Here is a 20062-nt window from a genome sequence, read left to right on the forward strand (position 1 = left end):
CGCGTTCGGGAGTAGGAGTGGGGGCTGAAGTGGCAGGGCGGCAGCGAATAGATCGCGTCAGGCGCCAGTACAACCAATGGGTCGCCAACCAGACGCTGGAAGACTACGCGCTGCGCTTCACCGCCAAGAGCGCGCGCCGGTGGTCCGCTGCCCGCGTCGCCAACACTGCCCTGGGCGCCATCTCCTTTCTCGCGCTTGAGGCGATCGGCGGCACCATCACCCTGAATTACGGGGTTACCAACGCCACCGCCGCGATCCTCGTCGTCTCCATCATCATCTTCTGCTGCGGCGTCCCGATTGCCTATTATGCCGCCAAATGCGGCATCGACATTGACCTGCTCACCCGCGGCGCCGGCTTCGGTTATATCGGCTCGACCGTCACGTCGCTGATCTACGCCTCCTTCACCTTCATCTTCTTCGCGATCGAAGCGGTGATCCTGGCCACGGCGCTCGAGATGTGCTTCGGCATTCCGCGCCCGATCGGCTATCTCATCAGCGCGGTCGCGATCATCCCGCTTGTCACCTACGGCATCACGCTGATCAGCCGCTTCCAGCTCTGGACGCAGCCGATCTGGATCATCCTGCACATCCTGCCCTTCGCGGCGATCGCCTGGGCCAACCCTTACTCGTTCACGGAATGGCGCAAATTCGCCGGCGAGCACGGCGACCCCAGCGGACATTTCGATCTACTGCTGTTCGGCGTAGCATCCTCCGTGGTGTTTTCGCTGGTGGCTCAGATCGGCGAGCAGGTCGACTTCCTCAGGTTTCTGCCGCGCGACCGCCGCACCTCGCGAACGTCGTGGTGGGCCGCCCTGCTGATCGCGGGGCCCGGCTGGATCATCTTCGGCGCGCTGAAATTGCTGCTGGGCTCGTTTCTCGCCTTCTTCGCGCTGAGCCACGGCCTCTCCAGCGAGCTGGCGGCCGAGCCTGCGCACATGTATCTCGAGGCGTTTCGCTACGTGTTGTCGCAGCCGGACATGGCTCTGGCACTCACCGGCGCGTTCGTGATCCTGTCGCAGCTCAAGATCAACGTCACCAACGCCTATGCAGGCTCGATCGCCTGGTCGAACTTCTTCTCGCGTCTCACTCATAGCCATCCGGGCCGGGTCGTCTGGCTGGTGTTCAACGTGATGGTGGCCTTGCTGCTGATGGAGATCGGCGTCTACAAGGCGCTGGAGCAGACGCTCGCGCTCTACTCCAATGTCGCGATCGCCTGGGTCGGTGCGCTGGTCTCTGATCTCGTGGTCAACAAGCCCCTCGGCCTGCGCCCGCCGCAGATGGAGTTCAAGCGCGCCCATCTCTACGACATCAACCCGGTCGGCGTCGGCGCGATGACGATCGCGACCATCGTCTCGATCGCGGCATTCTACGGCCTGTTCGGCTCGACCATGAAAGCGCTCGCGGCCTTCGTCGCGCTGACGGTCGCCTTCGTCACCGCGCCCGTCATCGCCTGGCTCACCGACGGAAAATATTACATCGCGCGCAAGCCGAAGAGGAGTTGGGCCAACATCGAATCGATCCAGTGCTGCATCTGCGAGCACCATTTCGAGCCGGAGGACATGACCTCCTGTCCTGCCTATGCCGGCCCGATCTGCTCGCTATGCTGCTCGCTCGATGCGCGCTGCCACGATTTGTGCAAACCGCATGCGCGCGCGCAGGTGCAGTTCGCCGACGCACTCGCCAGGATCTTGCCGCAGGCGATCTATCAGCGGATCAACTCGCAGTTCGGCCACTACATCGGTGTGTTCGTGGTCTCCGCGGGCCTCGTCGCGCTGGTGCTGGGGCTGATTTACCTCCAGAGCTCGGTCAGCGTGCCTGGCGAGAACATGCTCGTCTCCAACGTGCTCTGGAAGGTGTTCTTCTCGCTCAGCATCATCATCGGCGTGGTGGCCTGGCTGTTCGTGCTGGCGCAGCAGAGCCGACGGGCCGCCGAGGCCGAGACCCGACGCCAGACCACGCTGCTGATTCAGGAGATCGACGCCCACAAGCGCACCGATGCCGAGCTCCAGCGCGCCAAGGAAATCGCAGAATCCGCCAACCTCGCCAAGAGCCGCTACGTGGTGGGCCTGAGCCACGAGCTGCGCTCGCCGCTGAATGCGATCAGCGGCTATGCCCAACTCCTGGAGCAGGACACCACGCTCAACACCAAGCCGCGCGACCAGGTCCGCGTCGTCCGCCGCAGCGCCGATCACCTCTCCGGCCTGATCGACGGCATTCTGGACATCTCCAAGATCGAGGCGGGGCGGCTGTACCTGTCGCGCGACGAGGTGCGCCTGACCGAATTCCTCGACCAGCTCGTCGGCATGTTCCGCCTTCAGGCCGCGGCCAAGAGCATCGACTTCGTGTTCAGGCGGCCGGCGCATTTGCCGGTCGTGGTCTATGCCGACGAGAAGCGGCTGCGCCAGGTGCTGATCAATCTGCTGTCCAACGCGATCAAATTCACCCAGGTCGGCAGTGTGCAGTTCGTGGTGCACTATCGCAGCCCGGTCGCGGAGTTCGAGGTGATCGACACCGGCCCCGGCATCCAGGGCGACGATCTCGAACGCATCTTCGCACCTTTCGAACGTGGCGCGCTCGGTGTCTCGCAGCCGCAGACCGGCACGGGGCTGGGCCTCACCATCAGCCGGTTGCTCGCCGGCGTCATGGGCGGCGACATCAAGGTCTTGAGCACGGTCGGCAGCGGCAGCACGTTCAAGGTCAAGATGCTGCTATCCGAAGTCACCAATCCGCAGCGCATTGCGCCGGTGGAGGCCCCGATCTCGGGCTATCACGGCGCGCGCAAGACCATCCTCATCACCGACGACGATCCCGTGCATCGCGACCTCCTGCGCGAGGTGTTGACCCCACTCGGCTTCATCCTGCTCAGCGCGCCCGACGGGCCTGGCTGCCTGGCGCTAGCCCAGCACTGCCGGCCTGATCTGTTCCTGCTCGATATCTCCATGCCTGGCATGGACGGCTGGACGGTGGCGGAGACGCTGCGCGCCAGCGGCCACCATCAGGCGCGCATCCTGATGGTGTCTGCCAGCGCGCTCGAGGCGCACGGCACACCGCTGGCACAGCCTTTCCACGACGGCTACCTGATGAAGCCGATCGATATTCCCAGGCTTTTGGAAAGTATCCGCCAGCTTCTCAAGGTCGAATGGCAATACGGCTCGGAGGAGATCGCGGTGCCGCTGTGGCGGCCGGAGAGCGGCTCGCGGCCGCCTGTACGACACATCGAGGCTCTGATCGGGCTCGGTCAGATCGGCTACGTCAAGGCTATCCAGTTGAAGCTGGACGAGATCGGCAGTGAGCACCCTGAACATGCCGACTTCGTCGCGGAAATGCGGTCGCTGATCGACCGCTTCGATCTCGGCCAGTACATGGCCACATTGAAGACGTTGCATGCGTATGAGCACTGAGTCGAAAAAGCGCGACGTCGCGCTCGTTGTTGACGACTCCCCGGAGACGCTGCGGCTGCTCACCGACGCGCTCGACAGCGCCGGGATGACGGTGATGGTGGCGCTCGATGGCGCGGCCGCGATGCGTATCGTCGACCAAATCACGCCTGACATCGTGCTGCTCGACGCTGTGATGCCGGGCATGGACGGGTTCGAGACCTGCCGCCGCCTCAAGCGCGATGCGGGCCTTGCCAATGTCCCGGTGATATTCATGACGGGGCTCGCCGAGACCGAGCACATCGTGCGCGGGCTGGAGGCCGGCGGCGTCGACTACGTGACCAAGCCGATCGTGATCGAGGAGATGCTGGCGCGGATCCGCGTTCATCTCGGCAATGCGCGGCTGACGCAAAGCGCACGCGCCGCGCTCGATGTCTCCGGCCGATTCCTGTTCGCGGTCAACCGCCAGGGCAAATTGTTGTGGGCGACCCCGCAGGCGCAGAAGCTGCTGGCGGACCACCACGGCGCGCAGGCCGACGACGATTTCGTCCTGCCGGTATCATTGCTGCAATGGCTGGAGCAGGCGAAGGGCAAGGGCAGCTCGAAGTCTCAGGCGGCTTCCTTGCCCGACAATCCTCAGCTCCGGCTGTACTACATGGGCGAGACCGCACCGAACGAGTTCCTGCTGCGGCTCTCCAGGGAATCCGGCACCGCGCCGCCACCCGAGTTCACCAGCGAGCTCGGCCTCACTACCCGCGAAGGCGAGGTGCTGGCCTGGCTCAGCAAGGGCAAAACCAACCGCGACATCGCGCAGATTTTGGGCTTGAGCCCGCGCACGGTCGACAAGCATCTCGAGCAGATCTACTCCAAGCTTGGAGTCGAGAACCGGACCGCGGCTGCGGCGATTGCAACGAATGCGACAAGAAGGAATTCGTAGTCTTGCTCCGAGTGAGTTGGGATGTGACTCAGCACACCGTGTCGTCCCGGCGAAGGCCGGGACCCATAACCCCAGGGAGTGATTTGGCGAAGACTAGTCGTTCGGACTAGCACCGTCCGCAATCGATAGGCCTCGCTGTATGGGTCCCGGCCCCCGTGCGCAATTGCGCACTAGGCCGGGACGACGTTGCAATGCTTGGTTAGCGCCTAGTCCTCACCCGTACACAAACTCCCCGCCATCCAGATTCGTCTTCGGGATCTCGTCCTTTTCGGTCCAGTAATCCTGGCTGTGCTGCCATTCCGGCTTGTCGCCGCGCTTGGGCAGCAGGTCCATGTTGCGCATCATGTAGCCGGGATTGAAGTTTTCCGGATCGATCCAGGGCAGGATCGGCATGTTGTGGTCTTCGGCGCGTAACTTGACCTCGACCTTCTTCTTGCCTTTGGCCTTCATGTGACCGAGCAGGCGGCAGACGAAGTCAGCGACGAGATCGACGCGCAGCGTCCAGCTGGCGCGGAAATAGCCGAAGACCCAGACCATGTTCGGCACGCCCGTGAACATCATGCCGCGATAGGTGACGGTGTCGCCGAAAGCGAGCGGCTTGCCGTCGACCTCGAAGGCGATGTCGCCGAGCGCCGCGAGATTGAAGCCGGTTGCGGTGACGATGACGTCGGCCTCAAGCAGCTTGCCGGATTTGAGCTGGATGCCGTTCTCAACGAAGAACTCGATCTCGTCGGTGACGACGGACGCCTTGCCGCTGGCGATGCCCTTGAACAGATCGGCATCGGGCACGAAGGCGATGCGCTGCCGCCACGGCCGGTAGCTCGGCGTGAAATGCGTGTCGACATCGTACTCCGGACCGAGCACTGCGCTGATCTGCCCGATCAGCTCCTTTTTCACCTGCTCGGGTTTTGACAAGCAAAGCTTGGTGAACGCGTCCTGCTCGAACAGGATCTTGCGGCGAACGATCTCGTGGATCCAGGCCTCGTCGACCTGCAGCCGGCGCAGCTCCTCCGCGATCTCGATGGCGTTGCGGCCGAGACGGAAATAGGTCGGCGAACGCTGCAGCATCGTGACATGCGCGCATTTGTCGGCAATGTTCGGCACCAGCGTCGCCGCCGTCGCGCCGGAGCCGATCACGACGACTTTCTTGTTCGCGAGGTCGATATCATCAGGCCAGGTCTGCGGATGAACGATGCGGCCCTTGAAGCGATCGGTACCTTTCCATTCCGGCGTATAGCCTTCCGAATGGCGGTAATAGCCCTGGCACATCCAGAGGAAGTTCGCAGTGAATGTTTTCGCTTCGCCGGTGTCGGTCGTCACCGCCTCGATAGTCCAGAGGTTTTGCTCGCTCGACCAGCTCGCCGAATTGATCTTGTGCTTGTAGCGGATATGCCGCGCGATATCGTTTTCGTCGATCACCTCGTTCATGTAGGCGAGGATTTCCTCCGCGGTCGCGATCGGCGGCCCGACCCAGGGCTTGAAGCTATAACCGAAGGTGTGGAGATCGCTGTCGGAGCGGATGCCGGGATAGCGATGCGTGGTCCACGTGCCGCCGAACGTCGCCTGCGTTTCCAGGATGACGAAGCTCGCACCCGGAAGCTGCTTGGTCATGTGATAGGCGCTGCCGATGCCCGAGATGCCGGCGCCGACGATCAGCACGTCGAAATGTTCAGAAGCCTGTTTGGCCGTGGCGTGACTGCGAACAGCGACATTCATTGTTGCTTCTATGCCTTGCTTGTTTTTGTGGCCGCCCTTGGTTGGGCGGCGCGTTTCCTCCGCGACGGACATGGTCGCCCATCGCGCTTCCGCTTCAAGATGACATAGATCGGGTCGCGGTCAAATCACAGCGCCGCACCCCAGCTCCGCGCGGTCTGCAAGATCCAGTCGCGATAGAGCGTGAGCGGCGTAACACCGGTCAGCCCGCCGCAGCCGGCGGCTCCGTTCGGCCCCGTGGACCAGCTGATGACGCCGACGAGCACGGATCCGGTCGGCTTGTCCTCGAACACGGGACCGCCGGAATCGCCGGTGCAGGCGCCAATTCCGTCGCGAACACCGTTGGTTACGGGGTCGACCAGCCGGATCTGGAGCGTGCCGGGCTGACCCGTCGCGACGAGGCCGGCAACACGCGTCGCGCCGCCACTCTTGCCCTCGCCACGCACGGTGACGCCGATACCGGCGACGACGAAGCGGCTGCCGACTTGGATCGGAATATTCGGCGCGCCGACGGGCACCGTCGATTTTCCCTTGAGTGGAATTTCCAGCTGCAGCAGCGCCACGTCGGCGGTAGCGCGATGCGCTTGCATTGCCTGCATGTTGAAATTCGGATGGATCGCGACGGTGCGGACATTCAGCAGTTGCGGCTGCCCGTCGGTGCCGCGATCGACGATCTTGTAGTCCGCGCCGGGTTGCACGCAGTGGGCGACGGTAAGCACCAGCTTTGGCGCAACGAGGGTGCCGGTACAGAAATTGCCGCGCGAGCCGACGATCGTGACGACGGCGCGCGCGACGCCATCGGCCTGGGGCGTGCCGCCACCAACGATGGCATAAGCGGGCGTGGCGAGCGGCAGCGCGATCGCAATGAGGGTTACGAGCTTCTTCATGGGAACACGCTTTGGTGTTGGCGTCGGTGACAGCATTAGGATGGCTTCGGACTGGCCCTTGCCGATAGCGCATGCTAGCGCTCTTGGAAAGGAATTGACGAGGGCGGGATCTTGACGATCGAGGCTGTGATCTTTGATTTTGGTGGCGTGCTGACGAGTTCGCCGTTTGAAGCGTTCACGCGGTTCGAGACAGAGCGTGGCCTGCCCATCGACATCATCCGGCGCACCAATGCCGCCAATCATCTGGAAAATGCCTGGGCCAAGTTCGAGCGCGCCGAGGTCGATATCGACACGTTCGACAGACTGTTCGCGACGGAATCGCTGGCGCTCGGCGCGGAGGTGCGCGGCCGCGACGTGCTGCCGCTGCTTCAGGGCGATCTGCGCCCCGAGATGGTCGAAGCGTTGAAGCGCATCAAGGCGCAATTCAAGACCGGCTGCATTACCAACAATCTGCCGGCCAATGCGATCGGCAGCATGACCGGGCGCTCACTCTATGTCGCCGAGGTGATGGTGCTGTTCGACCATGTCATCGAGTCCGCCAAAATCGGCCTGCGCAAGCCCGACCCGCGCATCTATCAGCTGATGGTCGAAACGCTGAAGGTCGATCCGAAGAATTGCGTCTATCTCGACGATCTCGGCGTCAATCTGAAGCCGGCACGCGAGATGGGCATGACGACGATCAAGGTCACCAGCGGCGCCCAGGCGATCGCCGGGCTCGAGGCCGCGACGGGATTGAAGCTGAGCTAGAGCGTCATTCTCCGTCATTGCGAGCTATCGCCGAGCCAGAACTACTCCGCCGCAGCTGCGATCCGCTCCGGAAACGCCGCGGCAAGTGAGGCGCGATCGGGCTTCAGCACGCCGCGCTCGGTGATGAGGCCGGTGATGAGCCGTGCCGGGGTCACGTCGAAGGCATAGTTCGCGACCGGCGAGCCCTCCGGCACGATGCGCACGGTCTCAAGCCTTCCGTCCGCGGTGCGGCCGGTCATGTCGGTGACTTCCGTGCCGCTGCGCTGCTCGATCGGGATGTCGCGGATGCCGTCATCAACGGCGAAATCGATCGTCGGCGACGGCAGCGCGACATAGAACGGCACATTATTGTCGTGAGCGGCGAGCGCCTTCAAATATGTGCCGATCTTGTTGCAGACATCGCCATTGGCGGCAACGCGATCGGTGCCGACGATGGCGAGATCGACCATGCCGTGCTGCATCAGATGCCCGCCGGTGTTGTCCGGAATCACCGTATGCGCCACGCCGTGATGGCCAAGCTCCCAGGCCGTGAGCGAGGCGCCCTGGTTGCGCGGCCGCGTCTCGTCGACCCAGACGTGGATCTTGATGCCGCGCTCGTGCGCCAGATAGATCGGCGCCGTCGCCGTGCCCCAGTCGACGGTCGCAAGCCAGCCGGCATTGCAATGGGTCAGCACATTGACGGTCTCGCCCGGCTTCTTCCTTGCGACGATCGCCTCGATGAGTTTCAGGCCGTTGCCGGCGATGCCGCGGTTGATCTCGACGTCCTGCTCGACGATCTCGTCGGCGCGCGCATAGGCGGCCTCCGCGCGCTCCAGTGCATCGATCGGCGCGAGGCTCGCGCGCATCTCGTCCAGGGCCCATTTCAGATTGATCGCGGTCGGCCGCGCCACCACGAGCGTGTCGTAGGCGCGCTTCAGGCCGGCGTCGGAAGCGTCCTCGCGCATCGCCAGCGCCATGCCGTAAGCTGCGGTCGCGCCGATCAGTGGCGCACCGCGCACCAGCATGTCGCGGATGGCGAGGGCCGCGTCCTCGCATGAGGTCAGCTTCGCAACGATGAACTCATGCGGCAGCCGGCGCTGGTCGATCGCTCCGACCGACCAGCCGTCGCGCTCACGCCAGATGCTGCGGAAATGCTTGCCGTCGACCTTCATGGGATTCTGCCTTTCGTATCACGTTCGCAGGATGCGCCCGGCCACCGCGTCGAGCTTCTTCAAGAGCTCGGGATCGCGCGCCTCGGGCGCGGTGATCAGCGCGGTATCGAGCGCGCGGTCCGAGCCGATCGGGCACGGCTCATGCTCGCGCGGGAAGTCTTTCGCCAGCCGCGCCACCAGCGCTTTTGCCTTGTCGGCGTTCGAGCTCAGAACGCGGATGATGTCCTGCACGGTGACGGCGTCGTGATCAGGATGCCAGCAATCGAAATCCGTCACCATCGCGACGGTGGCGTAGCAAAGCTCCGCCTCACGCGCGAGTTTCGCCTCGGGCATGTTGGTCATGCCGATTACGGAATAGCCAAGCGTCTTGTAGGTCATGCTTTCCGCATAGGTCGAGAATTGCGGTCCCTCCATGCAGACATAGGTGCCGCCGCGCGCAAACGCGATGCCCTCGGCTTCGGCCGCCGTGGCAAGGTGGATGCGCAGCCGCGGCGAGACCGGGTGCGCCATCGACACATGCGCGACGCATCCCCTCCCGAAGAACGAGCTCTCGCGTTTGTGGGTACGATCGACGAACTGGTCGACGAGAACGAAGGTTCCCGGCGGCAGTTCCTCCCTGAACGAGCCGCAGGCCGACAGCGAGATCAGGTCTGTGACCCCTGCGCGCTTGAGGACGTCGATATTGGCGCGATAATTGATGTCGGAGGGCGACAGCCGGTGGCCCTTGTCGTGGCGCGGCAGGAACACGATCGGCAGGCCGGCAATCGAGCCGCGCCGCAGGGGTGCCGACGGTTCACCCCAGGGACTCCTGATCACCTCTTCGCGAGCGTCCTCCAGCCCCGGCAGATCGTAGATGCCGGAGCCGCCGATGATGCCCAATACCGCCTGCGTCATGCCTGCTCCACCCCGTTCGCGCCATCGCGATTCCGTGGAGAAGCTATGCCAGTTTTACGTCGGTTTTGGAACGGGTGATGGGGTCAAGAGGTGCCGTCAGGAGAACGCGCGCCAGCACTCCCGGCTATGCCGCGGCCGCCGACCGCAGCTGGGTCGCGACCATGCGCTCCAGCGTCTCGACGGACTGGAAGTTCTCCGGTGTGATCTCGACCTGGGGAATCGTGAAGTCGAATTCGGCTTCGACGCCGAGCATCAGATTGACCATGTCCATCGAGGTCAGGCCGACGTCGACGAGCTTGGCCTGCGGCGTGACCTCAGCGGAGAGCGAGTTCTGCGCGAGGATGCCCTTCACCAGCTTGATGATGCGATTGCGCAACTCGGTATCGAAAGCCTGCATCGGTAAATTCCCATCTGTCGACAAAGGTCGGACCGGTTGCCGGCTACGATGGGCACGGCGGGCCGATCCCGCAATGGACGCCACCATTACTTCGCGTTTCTTAGTAAACGATGACTCAGATTGTTGGATTTCCGGCTTCTTACAGATCCCTAACGCGATCGCGGAAATCCGGACGAGGCAAACAACCCGAACTTAACTGTTCGTTCGGAATTGGGCTTTGTTTACCCTCTATTTCATCGACGAATTTGAATTAAATCCGTAGCCTCATCTCATAAGCAAAGATGGTCGAAGGAATCGCTCAAGCGGCATCGCGAATGATGCCGGCGATCCTGAACGGCAAACCGGAGGCGGACGATATGAACGTGCGTGAAGCAGTCCTCACTGTCGACGAGACGCAGACGAGCTTTCTCGAGCATGGTCCCTCTCTCATTGAGCGCGCCGCCCGCACCGCCACCGTGGCGGCTGCCGACGCAGACGGGGTCGATCGCGATGCCCGCTTCCCCCACAAGGCTTTCGAGGTTGCGCGTGAGCAGAAGCTGCTCGGCGTCATGATCCCGGCCGAGTTCGGCGGCTTCGGTGCCTCGATCCACGACGCCACCGACGTCTGCTACACGCTCGGACGCGCCTGCGCCTCCACGGCGATGATCTACGCCATGCACACCACGAAGGTCGCCTGCGTCGTCAGGCACGGCCACGGCATCCCCTGGATGGAAACCATGATGCGCCGGGTCGCACGCGACCAGTGGCTGCTCGCCTCCTCCACCACCGAAGGTCAGAACGGCGGCAACATCCGCGCTAGCGCCGCCGCCGTCGACGTCGCCGGCGACACTGTCTCGCTGCTGCGCGACGCCACCGTGATCTCCTACGGTGCCGAGGCCGACGGCCTCGTGACCATCGCCCGCCGCGCCACAGACGCTTCTGCGTCCGACCAGGTGCTGTTGGCGCTCGCCAGGGACGATTATTCGCTGAAGCGGACGCTGGGCTGGGAAACGCTCGGCATGCGCGGCACCTGCTCGACCGGTTTCGAGCTGAAGGTCGACTGCCCCACCGACCGCGTCTTCCCGGAATCCTACGACAAGATCCACGCCCAGACCATGACGCCGTTCGCGCATCTGTGCTGGTCCTCGGCCTGGGCTGGTATCGCTGCAGCCGCCGTTACCCGTGCGCAGGCCTTCGTCCGCAAGGCGGCCCGCACCTCGGGCGGACAGATGCCTCCGGCAGCCGCACATTTCACCGCCGCCAAGATGTCGCTGGCCAAGCTGCGGGCGCTGATATCGGCCAATATCGACGCCTTTGCTCTCGCCGAGCACGATGAACGCGCGCTCGGCTCGCTCGACTTCCAGTCTTCGATCACGCTTCTGAAGGTGCAGGCCTCGGAGCTCGCGGTCGAGACCGTGATGCATGCGATGCGCACCGCAGGCCTTTCCGGCTACCGCAATGACGGCGAGTTCACGATGGGCCGCCACCTGCGCGACGTGCTGTCGTCGCCGATCATGATCAACAACGACCGCATTCTGGCCAATGCCGCAACATCGACCCTGATGAGCGGCGTGCCGACAAGCCTTCGGGACTGACGAGCTTTCGAGACCGACGTGCCTTCGTTCAATAAGAATAATTTCAGATAGCAGGAAGCCGACAATGAACATTGCTGTTCTCCCCAACTCGCCTGAGACCGCGCCGCAGATCGCGGATCCGCTCGATCATCTCGCCGATAAGCTCTTTCATCCGATGGGCTCGGACGGCGTCTACGCCCGCACCGCGCTTTATGAGGGCATCGTCGAGCGGCTCGCCGCGCTGATCACGAGCCATCGCGAGGCCGGCACTGAGGTGATGCGCTTCCCGCCGGTGATGAGCCGATCTCAGCTTGAGAAGTCCGGCTACCTGAAGAGCTTTCCGAACCTGCTCGGCTGCGTCTGCAGCCTGCACGGCACCGAGCGCGAGATCAACGCCGCGGTAAGCCGCTTCGACGCCGGCGGTGACTGGACCAGCTCGCTCTCGCCGGCAGACCTCGTGCTGTCGCCGGCGGCCTGCTATCCCGTCTATCCGATCGCGGCGAGCCGCGGCCAGTTGCCGAAGGGTGGCCTGCGCTTCGACGTCGCCGCCGACTGCTTCCGCCGTGAACCGTCAAAACATCTCGACCGGCTGCAATCGTTCCGGATGCGGGAATATGTCTGCATCGGAAGCCCCGATGACGTGGCCGATTTCCGCGAGCGCTGGATGGTGCGCGCGCAGGCGATTGCGACCGATCTCGGTCTCACCTTCCGCGTCGACTATGCCAGCGATCCGTTCTTCGGCCGCGTCGGTCAGATGAAGGCCGTGAGCCAGAAGCAGCAGCAGCTCAAGTTCGAACTGCTGATCCCGCTGCGCTCGGAAGAGCAGCCGACCGCCTGCATGAGCTTCAATTATCACCGCGAGCATTTCGGCACGACGTGGGACATCAAGGACGCCAATGGCGAGCCGGCCCACACCGGCTGCGTCGCTTTCGGCATGGACCGGCTGGCGGTCGCCATGTTCCACACCCACGGCACCGACCCTTCCGCCTGGCCCGCCAAGGTGCGGGAGATCATGGGCCTGCAGCCGCAGATCGCGGCCGATGCCCACGGCGAAGGCTGGCGCTAACGGAACGAGGCCGGTCATTTCCACGGGAAAGACGAGCGTGATCCACACCAAGGTCCGATGCCGCGAGATCACCGAGTCCGACGTCGATGCGGTCGCGGACTTGCTGACGCGCGGCTTCGTCGGGCGCTCGCGCGGCTATTGGATCCAAGGCCTGCGCCGGCAAGCCTTCCGACCGGTACCGGATGGCTACCCGCGCTTCGGCTACATGCTCGACAATGACGGCACGCCGGTCGGCGTGCTGCTGCTGATCTACACGGCGCGGAGGGACGGCGATGAGACCGCCATCCAGTGCAATTTGTCGAGCTGGTACGTCGATCCGGCCTACCGCAACTACGCCCCGCTCCTGACCAAGATCGCGCAGCGGCACAAGGACGTCACCTATCTCAACATCAGCCCGGCGCCGTGGACCTGGCCGATTATCGAGACGCAGGGCTTTCGCGCCTATTGCAGGGGTATATTCTTCTCCGTGCCTGCGCTGGCGCGCGTCCCACGCTGGAGCAAGATCGAGGTCATCTCGCAGCACGCCAAAACGATCGACGGGCTTTCCGATGCCGAGACCGAGCTCTTGACGCGGCATGCGCGCTACAATTGCCTCAGCCTCGTCTGCCGCACGCCGAAGGGAGCGTTCCCCTTCATCCTGCAACCGGTGCGCATCCGCCGTGGCATCATTGCGCCGCCCGCGATGAAGCTGATCTACTGCCGCAACGCGGCCGAGTACACCGAATGCGCGGGCCGCATCGGCCGGCTGCTGCTGCGGCTCGGCAAGATCGCGGTCGCCGTCGATTCCAACGGCTCCGTTCCCGGCCTCGTCGGCATCTACACCGAGCGTCGCGGCCGCAAATATTTCAAGGGCCCGCACCGGCCGCAGCTCGCCGATCTCACGGATACGGAACTCGTGCTGTACGGGCCGTAGGCCCGTTTGGACCAGACATTCGATGTCCATCCGGGCCTAAGGCGCAATTGCGCAGGCCGACCGGCGCGACGCTACCTTGCACCCCCCTCCACATTGGCAGCATCTCTGCATCACGGTCACCCTCCGTAAACTACGGCGCTTAAGGGAATTTTCCCGCCTGTTCGCTAGCCTCGGCGGCTGAATTGCCCTGCGTTAAGTCTATTGCCCGCCGAGACCCCGCCGCCCCATGACGTCGATCCGCGACAACGAGCTTGATGCACGCCGCGAGCAGGGCCCGAAGGCCCTGGTCGGGCTGAGCCAGCTTGCACTCGACCACATGGAACAGGGTGTCTGCGTCTACGATGCCGGCAACCGGATCGTGCTGGTCAATCAGCGCTATCTCAGCCTGTTCAACATGTCGGCCGAAATCGTGCGGGTCGGCACGAGCTACCGCGACGTGCTCGCCCACAGTGTGGCCCTCGGCAACATCCCCGCGGGGGAAGTCGACGCACTCTATGCCGCGCGCCTGGCGCGGATCGCAGCCGGCCAGCCGTTCCGGACTCAACAGACACTCGCGAGCGGCCTCGTCATGGCGCTCGAGCTGAAGCCGCTTCCCGGCGGCGGCTGGATGACGATCTGCGACGACGTCAGCCGCCTCGCCCGGCTCGAGGCGGAGCTGCGCGTGCAGACCGAGCGCAGCCAGCACGCGCTCGCCAACATGGCGCACGGCTTGATCATGTACGATGCCGACAGCCGCGTCGTCGTCTGCAACGAACGTTTCCTGAATCTCTATAACCTCGACCCGGAAATCGTGAAGCCGGGCGTCTCGCATTGTACGGTCATCGAGCATTGGATGTCGCGCGGCAACCTGCCGGGCATGCCGGGCGAGGAATTCCACGACACCAGGCTGGAGGACGTGCGCACCAGGAAGGAGAAAACCCTGCTGGTGATGCGCTATGACGGAAGGATGGTGCAGGTGGTTTCCCGTTTTCTGCCCGACGGCGGCTGGGTGACGGTGCACGAAGACGTCACCGAGCGGCTGCAATACGAGGAGATGCTGAGGCACCAGAACTTCATGCTCGATGCGGCGTTGGAGAACATGGCGCACGGACTCGCCTTCTACGACAGCGAGATGCGCCTGCGCGTCTGCAACACCACCTACCGGAAGATCTATCGGCTCTCGCCGGAGGAAGCCAAGCCGGGCACGCATCTCGGCGAACTGATCGAACGCTCGATGGCAAACGGCGCGTTCTCTTCCGAGTATAGCCCGCGACACCTCCTGGAGGCCGCCAGCGCAAGGATCGCCGACCGCAACTCCTCGCCGATACGCCGACGGATGTCGAACGGCACCACGATCTCGGTGCGCTATTGCGCCCTGGCCGAGGGTGGTTTTGTGGCCACCTACGAGGACATCACCGAGCGCGAGCACGCAGTCGAGCAGTTGAGCGAGCAGTATCGGCGGTTCGACGCGGCCCTGAACAACATGAGCCAGGGCCTGTGCATGCTCGATTCGAGCTTGCGCGTCATCGTCTGCAATCGGCGCTACATCGAGATGTACGGACTGTCGCCCGAATTGGTGAAGCCGGGTGTGTCGATGCGCGAGATCATGGAGCACAGCTGCGAGCTCGGCATCCATCCAAACACCACCGCCGCGCGGCTCTATGCCGACTATGTCGAGAGGCTGCGCGAGGGCGAGCACACACTGCACCGCTATTTGGGCGACGGCCGCATCATCAAGCTCAATCACAAGCGAATGGAGCATGGCGGCTGGGTCGTCACCTATGAGGACGTTACCGAGCGCCACAAGGCCCAGGCCCGCGTTGCGCATATGGCGCGGCACGATTCGCTCACCGACCTGCCCAACCGCACGCTGTTCCGCGAGAAGATGGGCGAGGGGCTGAACCAGGTCGCAATCGCAGGTGGCGCGATGGCCGTGCTGTGCTTCGACCTCGATAATTTCAAGACCGTCAACGACCGCCTCGGACACGCGGCCGGCGACCGGCTGTTGCGCTGGGTCGCGGCGCGGCTGCAGGAGAATGTCGGCGAGCACGACACCGTCGCGCGGCTCGGTGGCGACGAGTTCGCGGTTCTCCAGCGCGGACCGCAGCCGCAATCGGCGGAAAGGCTCGCACGCCGCCTGGTGGAGATCATCGGTCACCCGCCGCCGCTGGAGAACCAGTCGATCCATGTCGGCGTCTCCGTCGGCATCGCAATCGCTCCCGATCACGGGCTCGATGCCGACGAGCTGATGAAATGCGCCGACCTCGCGCTGTACCAGGCCAAGGCCAAGGGGCGCGGCGCCTATCAGCTGTTCGAGCCCAAAATGGAGGAAGAGGCGCGCAGCCGGCACGCGCTCGAGCACGATCTGCGCGGCGCGCTGGAGGCCCGTGAATTCCACCTGGCGTTCCAACCGCAGGTGCGGCTCGACACCACCGAACTTACCGGCTTCGAGGCGCTGCTGCGCTGGAAACATCCCTCGCGCGGCCTCGTCCCGCCGGCCGAATTCATTCCGATTGCGGAAGAGAACGGGCTGATCGTTCCGATCGGAGAGTGGGTGCTGCGCACAGCCTGCGCGACCGCCGCGACCTGGCCCGATCTCACGGTCGCGGTGAACCTGTCCCCGGTGCAATTCCGCTCGCGCGGGCTGGTGACGATGGTGACGAGCGCGCTTGCGGAGGCCGGCTTGCCGCCGCATCGGCTCGAGCTCGAGGTCACCGAGACGGCTCTGCTCGACGACAGCGAGGCCACGATCGAGATCCTGCACCAGCTCCGCGCGTTGGGAGTGCGCGTCAGCCTCGACGATTTCGGCGTCGGTTATTCTTCGCTGAGCTATTTGCGCAAGTTTCCGTTCGACCGCATCAAGATCGACCGCTCCTTTGTCGGCACGCTCGGCGAAAGTCCGGAGAGTGTGGCGATCGTCCGCACCATCGCCAGCCTCGGCTCGGTGCTCGGCGTCGAGACCACGGCGGAAGGCGTGGAGACGATTGAACAACTCGACTTCGTTCGCGAATGCGGCTGCACCGCCGTTCAGGGATATTATTTCGGCAAGCCCTGCCCGGCCGCGGAAGTCGGACGCATGATCGAGACGCTGAGCGCAGTCCGCCGCGTGGCGTAAGGGCTCAGCCGAAGCCAATTCCGTATCTCGGTACGCCTCCAAACGACCAATTGTCGCACGTGCGCTTTTCGGCGAGATCACCGTATCGCGCCCGCGCAATGCGCTTTTCTTCTCCCATGATTTCGGGGACAATCCCGTCATAACAATGAGAAACGGCGGCCCGAACGAGGCCACCGCGAGGGAGGAGTTTCGATGTCTCGATACGGGCTGAAGACCTTTGCCATTGCCGCCATGCATGCCGTCGTGAGCGCGCTGCTCGCAACCGCCGCGGGTGCACAGGATTATCCCATCAAACCGGTAACGCTGATCGTTCCATGGCCGGCCGGCGGATCGACCGACATCTCGATGCGCGCGATCGCCGACAGCGCGTCCAAGGTCCTGGGGCAGCCCATCGTGATCGACAACAAAGCCGGTGGCGGCGGCACGGTTGGACCAGCCACCATGGCCGCGGCTGCGAAGCCGGACGGCTACACCATCTCACAGCTTCCGATCACCGTCTTCCGCCTGCCCCTGATGCAGGAGGTCTCGTGGGATCCGGCAAAGGATTTTACCTACATCATACATCTCACCGGCTACACCTTTGGCGTAACCACCAGCGCGGAGTCGCAATTCAAGTCCTGGAAAGACGTGGTCGAGTTCGCGAAGGCAAATCCGGGCAAGGTGACCTACGCGACGCCCGGCACCGGCACCTCGCTTCATATCGGCATGGAGCAGATCGCCGCGATGTCCGGCATCAAGCTCACGCAGGTGCCGTTCAAGGGCGGGGCAGAGACCAACGCCGCGGTACTCGGCCAGCACACCATGCTGCAGGCCGACTCCACAGGTTGGCGACCCTTGGTCGACGCCGGAAAGCTGAAGCTTCTCATGGTGTGGACCGGCGCGCGATCACCGAACTATCCTGACGTGCCGACGCTGAAGGAACTCGGCTATCCCATGGTCTATGATTCCCCGTTCGGCATCGCCGGCCCCAAGGGCATGGATCCCAAGATCGTCGCCAAGCTGCACGACGCCTTCAAGAAGGCAGTCGAGGATCCCGCAGTGATTGCCACGCTCGCCAAATACGACATGGTGCCGAGCTACAAGAATACCGAGGACTACAAGAAGTTCGTCGTCGAGGTTACGGAATCGGAGCGCAAGGTGATCGATACGCTCGGGCTTGCGAAGAAGTAGTATTGAGCCACTTTCGTGTTCCGGGCGTGGTGCAGCGCTTCTCCAGCGCTGCACCACAGAGCCGGGATCTACCTTTGCCACGCATCTATCGATCCCGGATCTGCAGCGCACCGCTTCGCGCCGCATAGCGTCCCGGCACGGCCGAGAGGTATTGATGAACGACCAAACCACCGTCAAACTCCGCCTCAACAACTCCGAACTCTGGGGTGGGTTGATCGGGCTCGCACTCGGCGGCTTCGTGATCTGGCAAGGCTTAAAGCTCAAGCTCGGCACCATCAACGACCCTGGCTCCGGCTACGTGCTTTTCTACACGGGCATCCTGATGTGCGTGTTCGCGGCCAGCATTATCATCTCGGCCATCACCGAGGGCGGACCAACGCTGGCTTCGCGCTGGCAGAACGTGAGCTGGAGCAAGCCGTTACTCGTCATCGTCTGCCTTACCGCGTTTTCCTTTGCCCTTGAGCCGCTGGGATTCCTGCTGTCATCGATCCCGCTCATGCTGCTTTTGTTGCGCTTGATCGATCCCTTGCGGTGGACATTGGCGATGCCGATCGCCGCTCTGGCACCGCTCGGCATGTGGTGGATGCTCAAGCGACTGCTGCTGATCCAGTTACCCTCCGGCCTATTCGGGATCGGCTGATCGCATGGATACGCTTCTCAACGTCGCGCATGGGTTTGGCGTCGCTCTCCTGCCGATCAACCTGCTCTACTGCTTCATCGGCGTCTTCATCGGCACGCTGGTCGGCGTGCTGCCGGGCATCGGGCCGATCTCGGCGATGTCTCTGTTGCTTCCGGTGACACTGTCAGGAACGCCGGAATCCGGCATCATCATGATGGCGGGAATCTATTACGGCTCGATGTATGGCGGCTCGACGACCTCAATCCTGGTCAACATTCCCGGCGAGGCGGCTTCCGTCGTGACCTGTATTGACGGCCACCAGATGGCGAAGCAGGGTCGTGCCGGCCCCGCGCTGGGCATCTCAGCCTTCGGCTCGTTCATCGCCGGCACATTTTCACTCGTTGCACTGATGCTGGTGGCGCCTCGGCTCGCCAACATCGCCATCGCGTTCGGCCCTGCCGAATATTTCAGCCTGATGGTGCTCGGCCTCGTCGTGCTCACCTTCCTCACGCAGGGATCGATGCCGAAAGCGCTTCTGATGGCATGTATCGGCGTCGTGCTCGGACTGATCGGGCTCGACAGCATCACCGCGCAGCCGCGGCTGACATTCGGCCGCATGGAGCTGATCGACGGCATAGGACTGGTCCCCGTCGTGATGGGCCTGTTCGGCGTCGCCGAGGTGCTGCTCAATACCGAGCAGGTGATCAAACGCGACATCATCAACGCCAAAATCACGCAGCTGCTGCCCAACAAGGCCGATTGGCAGGCGAGCGCCGGCCCGGTGGCGCGCGGCACGTTACTTGGCTTGCTGCTCGGCATTCTCCCGGGCGGCGGCGCGGTGGTGGCCTCGTTCGCGTCCTATGCGCTGGAGAAGCGGCTGTCGAAGACGCCGGAGCGCTTCGGCCATGGCGCAATCGAGGGCGTAGCGGGTCCCGAATCCGCCAACAACGCGGCGGCCGGCGGCGCGTTCATTCCGCTGATGACCTTGGGCATCCCGCCGAATGTGGTGATGGCACTGCTGCTCGGCGCCTTCGTCATCCACGGCCTGCAACCGGGGCCGCTACTGATCACGCAAAACCCCGGCCTGTTCTGGGGCATCGTCGCCAGCATGTATATCGGCAACGTCATGCTGCTGATCCTCAATCTGCCGCTGATCGGCATGTGGGTGCAGCTGCTCAAGTTGCCCTACAACATCCTGTTCCCGCTGATTATCCTGTTCACGATCCTGGGCGTTTACTGCTCGAGCAACAATGTGTTCGACGTCTACGTGATGATCGCGTTCGGGATCATCGGCTATTTCATGCGCAAGCTCGGCTTCGAGCCCGCGCCGCTGGTGCTGGCGTTCGTGCTGGGACCGATGATGGAGAACAATCTGCGCAAGTCGCTGATCCTGTCGCAGGGCGACCTCTGGACCTTCGTGCAGCGGCCGATCTCGGCAGCGTGTCTTGCGCTCGCGCTGGTGCTGCTGATGGCGCCGCTATTACCCGCGCTGCGTAAGAAGCGCGAGCTCGTGGCGCTGGATGAGGGCGCGTGAGGGATTGGCA

15 protein-coding genes are annotated in these 20062 nt (G+C 63.7%); 10 read left to right on the forward strand and 5 right to left on the reverse strand.

Annotated features, from left to right (window positions below; translation table 11 throughout):
• Positions 1–29 precede the first annotated feature (29 nt).
• Positions 30–3401 carry a hybrid sensor histidine kinase/response regulator gene (locus IVB19_RS35515; protein WP_018455940.1) on the forward strand — a complete coding sequence of 1124 codons (3372 nt, stop codon included), beginning with the start codon at positions 30–32 and terminating at the stop codon, positions 3399–3401.
• Positions 3385–4314: a response regulator gene (locus IVB19_RS35520; protein WP_007598081.1), complete on the forward strand. Its 930-nt coding sequence runs from the start codon at positions 3385–3387 to the stop codon at positions 4312–4314. The genes IVB19_RS35515 and IVB19_RS35520 overlap by 17 nt, the downstream gene beginning before the upstream one ends.
• Before the next feature lie 213 nt (positions 4315–4527).
• Here IVB19_RS35520 and IVB19_RS35525 read toward each other — a convergent pair whose 3' ends face one another.
• Both IVB19_RS35525 and IVB19_RS35530 read right to left on the reverse strand, forming a co-directional pair.
• On the reverse strand, positions 4528–6030 hold the full coding sequence (locus tag IVB19_RS35525) for a flavin-containing monooxygenase (RefSeq protein ID WP_204513110.1): 1503 nt from the start codon (positions 6028–6030) through the stop codon (positions 4528–4530).
• 125 nt (positions 6031–6155) lie between these two features.
• The gene (locus tag IVB19_RS35530; RefSeq protein WP_018455937.1) at positions 6156–6914 is read right to left on the reverse strand and encodes a S1 family peptidase; all 759 of its coding nucleotides are present in this window, start codon (positions 6912–6914) and stop codon (positions 6156–6158) included.
• A gap of 111 nt (positions 6915–7025) precedes the next feature.
• Here IVB19_RS35530 and IVB19_RS35535 point away from each other — a divergent pair, with 111 nt between their 5' ends.
• Positions 7026–7661 carry an HAD-IA family hydrolase gene (locus IVB19_RS35535; RefSeq protein WP_018455936.1) on the forward strand — a complete coding sequence of 212 codons (636 nt, stop codon included), beginning with the start codon at positions 7026–7028 and terminating at the stop codon, positions 7659–7661.
• Between the two features lie 41 nt (positions 7662–7702).
• Here IVB19_RS35535 and mtnA read toward each other — a convergent pair whose 3' ends face one another.
• The 3 genes from mtnA to IVB19_RS35550 form a co-directional block, all read right to left on the reverse strand.
• The gene (mtnA, locus tag IVB19_RS35540; RefSeq protein WP_018455935.1) at positions 7703–8812 is read right to left on the reverse strand and encodes an S-methyl-5-thioribose-1-phosphate isomerase; all 1110 of its coding nucleotides are present in this window, start codon (positions 8810–8812) and stop codon (positions 7703–7705) included.
• An 18-nt stretch (positions 8813–8830) separates the two neighbouring features.
• Complete coding sequence (locus tag IVB19_RS35545; RefSeq protein ID WP_018455934.1) at positions 8831–9706, reverse strand: S-methyl-5'-thioadenosine phosphorylase; 876 nt, start codon at positions 9704–9706, stop codon at positions 8831–8833.
• Positions 9707–9830: 124 nt separating this feature from the next.
• The gene (locus tag IVB19_RS35550) at positions 9831–10103 is read right to left on the reverse strand and encodes a phosphopantetheine-binding protein (RefSeq protein WP_018455933.1); all 273 of its coding nucleotides are present in this window, start codon (positions 10101–10103) and stop codon (positions 9831–9833) included.
• Positions 10104–10459: 356 nt separating this feature from the next.
• Here IVB19_RS35550 and IVB19_RS35555 point away from each other — a divergent pair, with 356 nt between their 5' ends.
• The 7 genes from IVB19_RS35555 to IVB19_RS35585 all read left to right on the forward strand — a co-directional run bounded on the left by IVB19_RS35555 (position 10460) and on the right by IVB19_RS35585 (position 20052).
• The gene (locus IVB19_RS35555; protein ID WP_026233057.1) at positions 10460–11677 is read left to right on the forward strand and encodes an acyl-CoA dehydrogenase family protein; all 1218 of its coding nucleotides are present in this window, start codon (positions 10460–10462) and stop codon (positions 11675–11677) included.
• Between the two features lie 64 nt (positions 11678–11741).
• The gene (locus tag IVB19_RS35560; RefSeq protein ID WP_018455931.1) at positions 11742–12722 is read left to right on the forward strand and encodes an amino acid--[acyl-carrier-protein] ligase; all 981 of its coding nucleotides are present in this window, start codon (positions 11742–11744) and stop codon (positions 12720–12722) included.
• Positions 12723–12759: 37 nt separating this feature from the next.
• On the forward strand, positions 12760–13635 hold the full coding sequence (locus tag IVB19_RS35565) for a hypothetical protein (RefSeq protein WP_026233056.1): 876 nt from the start codon (positions 12760–12762) through the stop codon (positions 13633–13635).
• 226 nt (positions 13636–13861) lie between these two features.
• The gene (locus tag IVB19_RS35570) at positions 13862–16729 is read left to right on the forward strand and encodes a PAS-domain containing protein (protein ID WP_018455929.1); all 2868 of its coding nucleotides are present in this window, start codon (positions 13862–13864) and stop codon (positions 16727–16729) included.
• A gap of 192 nt (positions 16730–16921) precedes the next feature.
• A complete protein-coding gene (locus IVB19_RS35575; RefSeq protein ID WP_018455928.1) occupies positions 16922–17899 on the forward strand; it encodes a tripartite tricarboxylate transporter substrate binding protein in 978 nt (325 codons plus the stop codon).
• Between the two features lie 154 nt (positions 17900–18053).
• The gene (locus tag IVB19_RS35580; RefSeq protein ID WP_085349786.1) at positions 18054–18539 is read left to right on the forward strand and encodes a tripartite tricarboxylate transporter TctB family protein; all 486 of its coding nucleotides are present in this window, start codon (positions 18054–18056) and stop codon (positions 18537–18539) included.
• A 4-nt stretch (positions 18540–18543) separates the two neighbouring features.
• Positions 18544–20052, forward strand: coding sequence for a tripartite tricarboxylate transporter permease (locus IVB19_RS35585; protein WP_018455927.1), 1509 nt, complete (start codon positions 18544–18546; stop codon positions 20050–20052).
• Positions 20053–20062 lie beyond the last annotated feature (10 nt).

This window comes from Bradyrhizobium sp. 187 (genome assembly GCF_023101005.1).
In the GTDB taxonomy this organism is placed as follows: Bacteria; Pseudomonadota; Alphaproteobacteria; order Rhizobiales; family Xanthobacteraceae; genus Bradyrhizobium; species Bradyrhizobium canariense_D.

Coding starts and splice junctions, on each gene's coding strand:
- IVB19_RS35520 (WP_007598081.1), top strand. CDS start 3,385: ATGCGTATGAGCACTGAGTCGAAAAAGCGCGACGTCGCGCTCGTTGTT.
- IVB19_RS35525 (WP_204513110.1), bottom strand. CDS start 6,030: ATGAATGTCGCTGTTCGCAGTCACGCCACGGCCAAACAGGCTTCTGAA.
- IVB19_RS35530 (WP_018455937.1), bottom strand. CDS start 6,914: ATGAAGAAGCTCGTAACCCTCATTGCGATCGCGCTGCCGCTCGCCACG.
- mtnA (WP_018455935.1), bottom strand. CDS start 8,812: ATGAAGGTCGACGGCAAGCATTTCCGCAGCATCTGGCGTGAGCGCGAC.
- IVB19_RS35545 (WP_018455934.1), bottom strand. CDS start 9,706: ATGACGCAGGCGGTATTGGGCATCATCGGCGGCTCCGGCATCTACGAT.
- IVB19_RS35550 (WP_018455933.1), bottom strand. CDS start 10,103: ATGCAGGCTTTCGATACCGAGTTGCGCAATCGCATCATCAAGCTGGTG.
- IVB19_RS35555 (WP_026233057.1), top strand. CDS start 10,460: ATGAACGTGCGTGAAGCAGTCCTCACTGTCGACGAGACGCAGACGAGC.
- IVB19_RS35560 (WP_018455931.1), top strand. CDS start 11,742: ATGAACATTGCTGTTCTCCCCAACTCGCCTGAGACCGCGCCGCAGATC.
- IVB19_RS35570 (WP_018455929.1), top strand. CDS start 13,862: ATGACGTCGATCCGCGACAACGAGCTTGATGCACGCCGCGAGCAGGGC.
- IVB19_RS35575 (WP_018455928.1), top strand. CDS start 16,922: ATGTCTCGATACGGGCTGAAGACCTTTGCCATTGCCGCCATGCATGCC.
- IVB19_RS35580 (WP_085349786.1), top strand. CDS start 18,054: ATGAACGACCAAACCACCGTCAAACTCCGCCTCAACAACTCCGAACTC.
- IVB19_RS35585 (WP_018455927.1), top strand. CDS start 18,544: ATGGATACGCTTCTCAACGTCGCGCATGGGTTTGGCGTCGCTCTCCTG.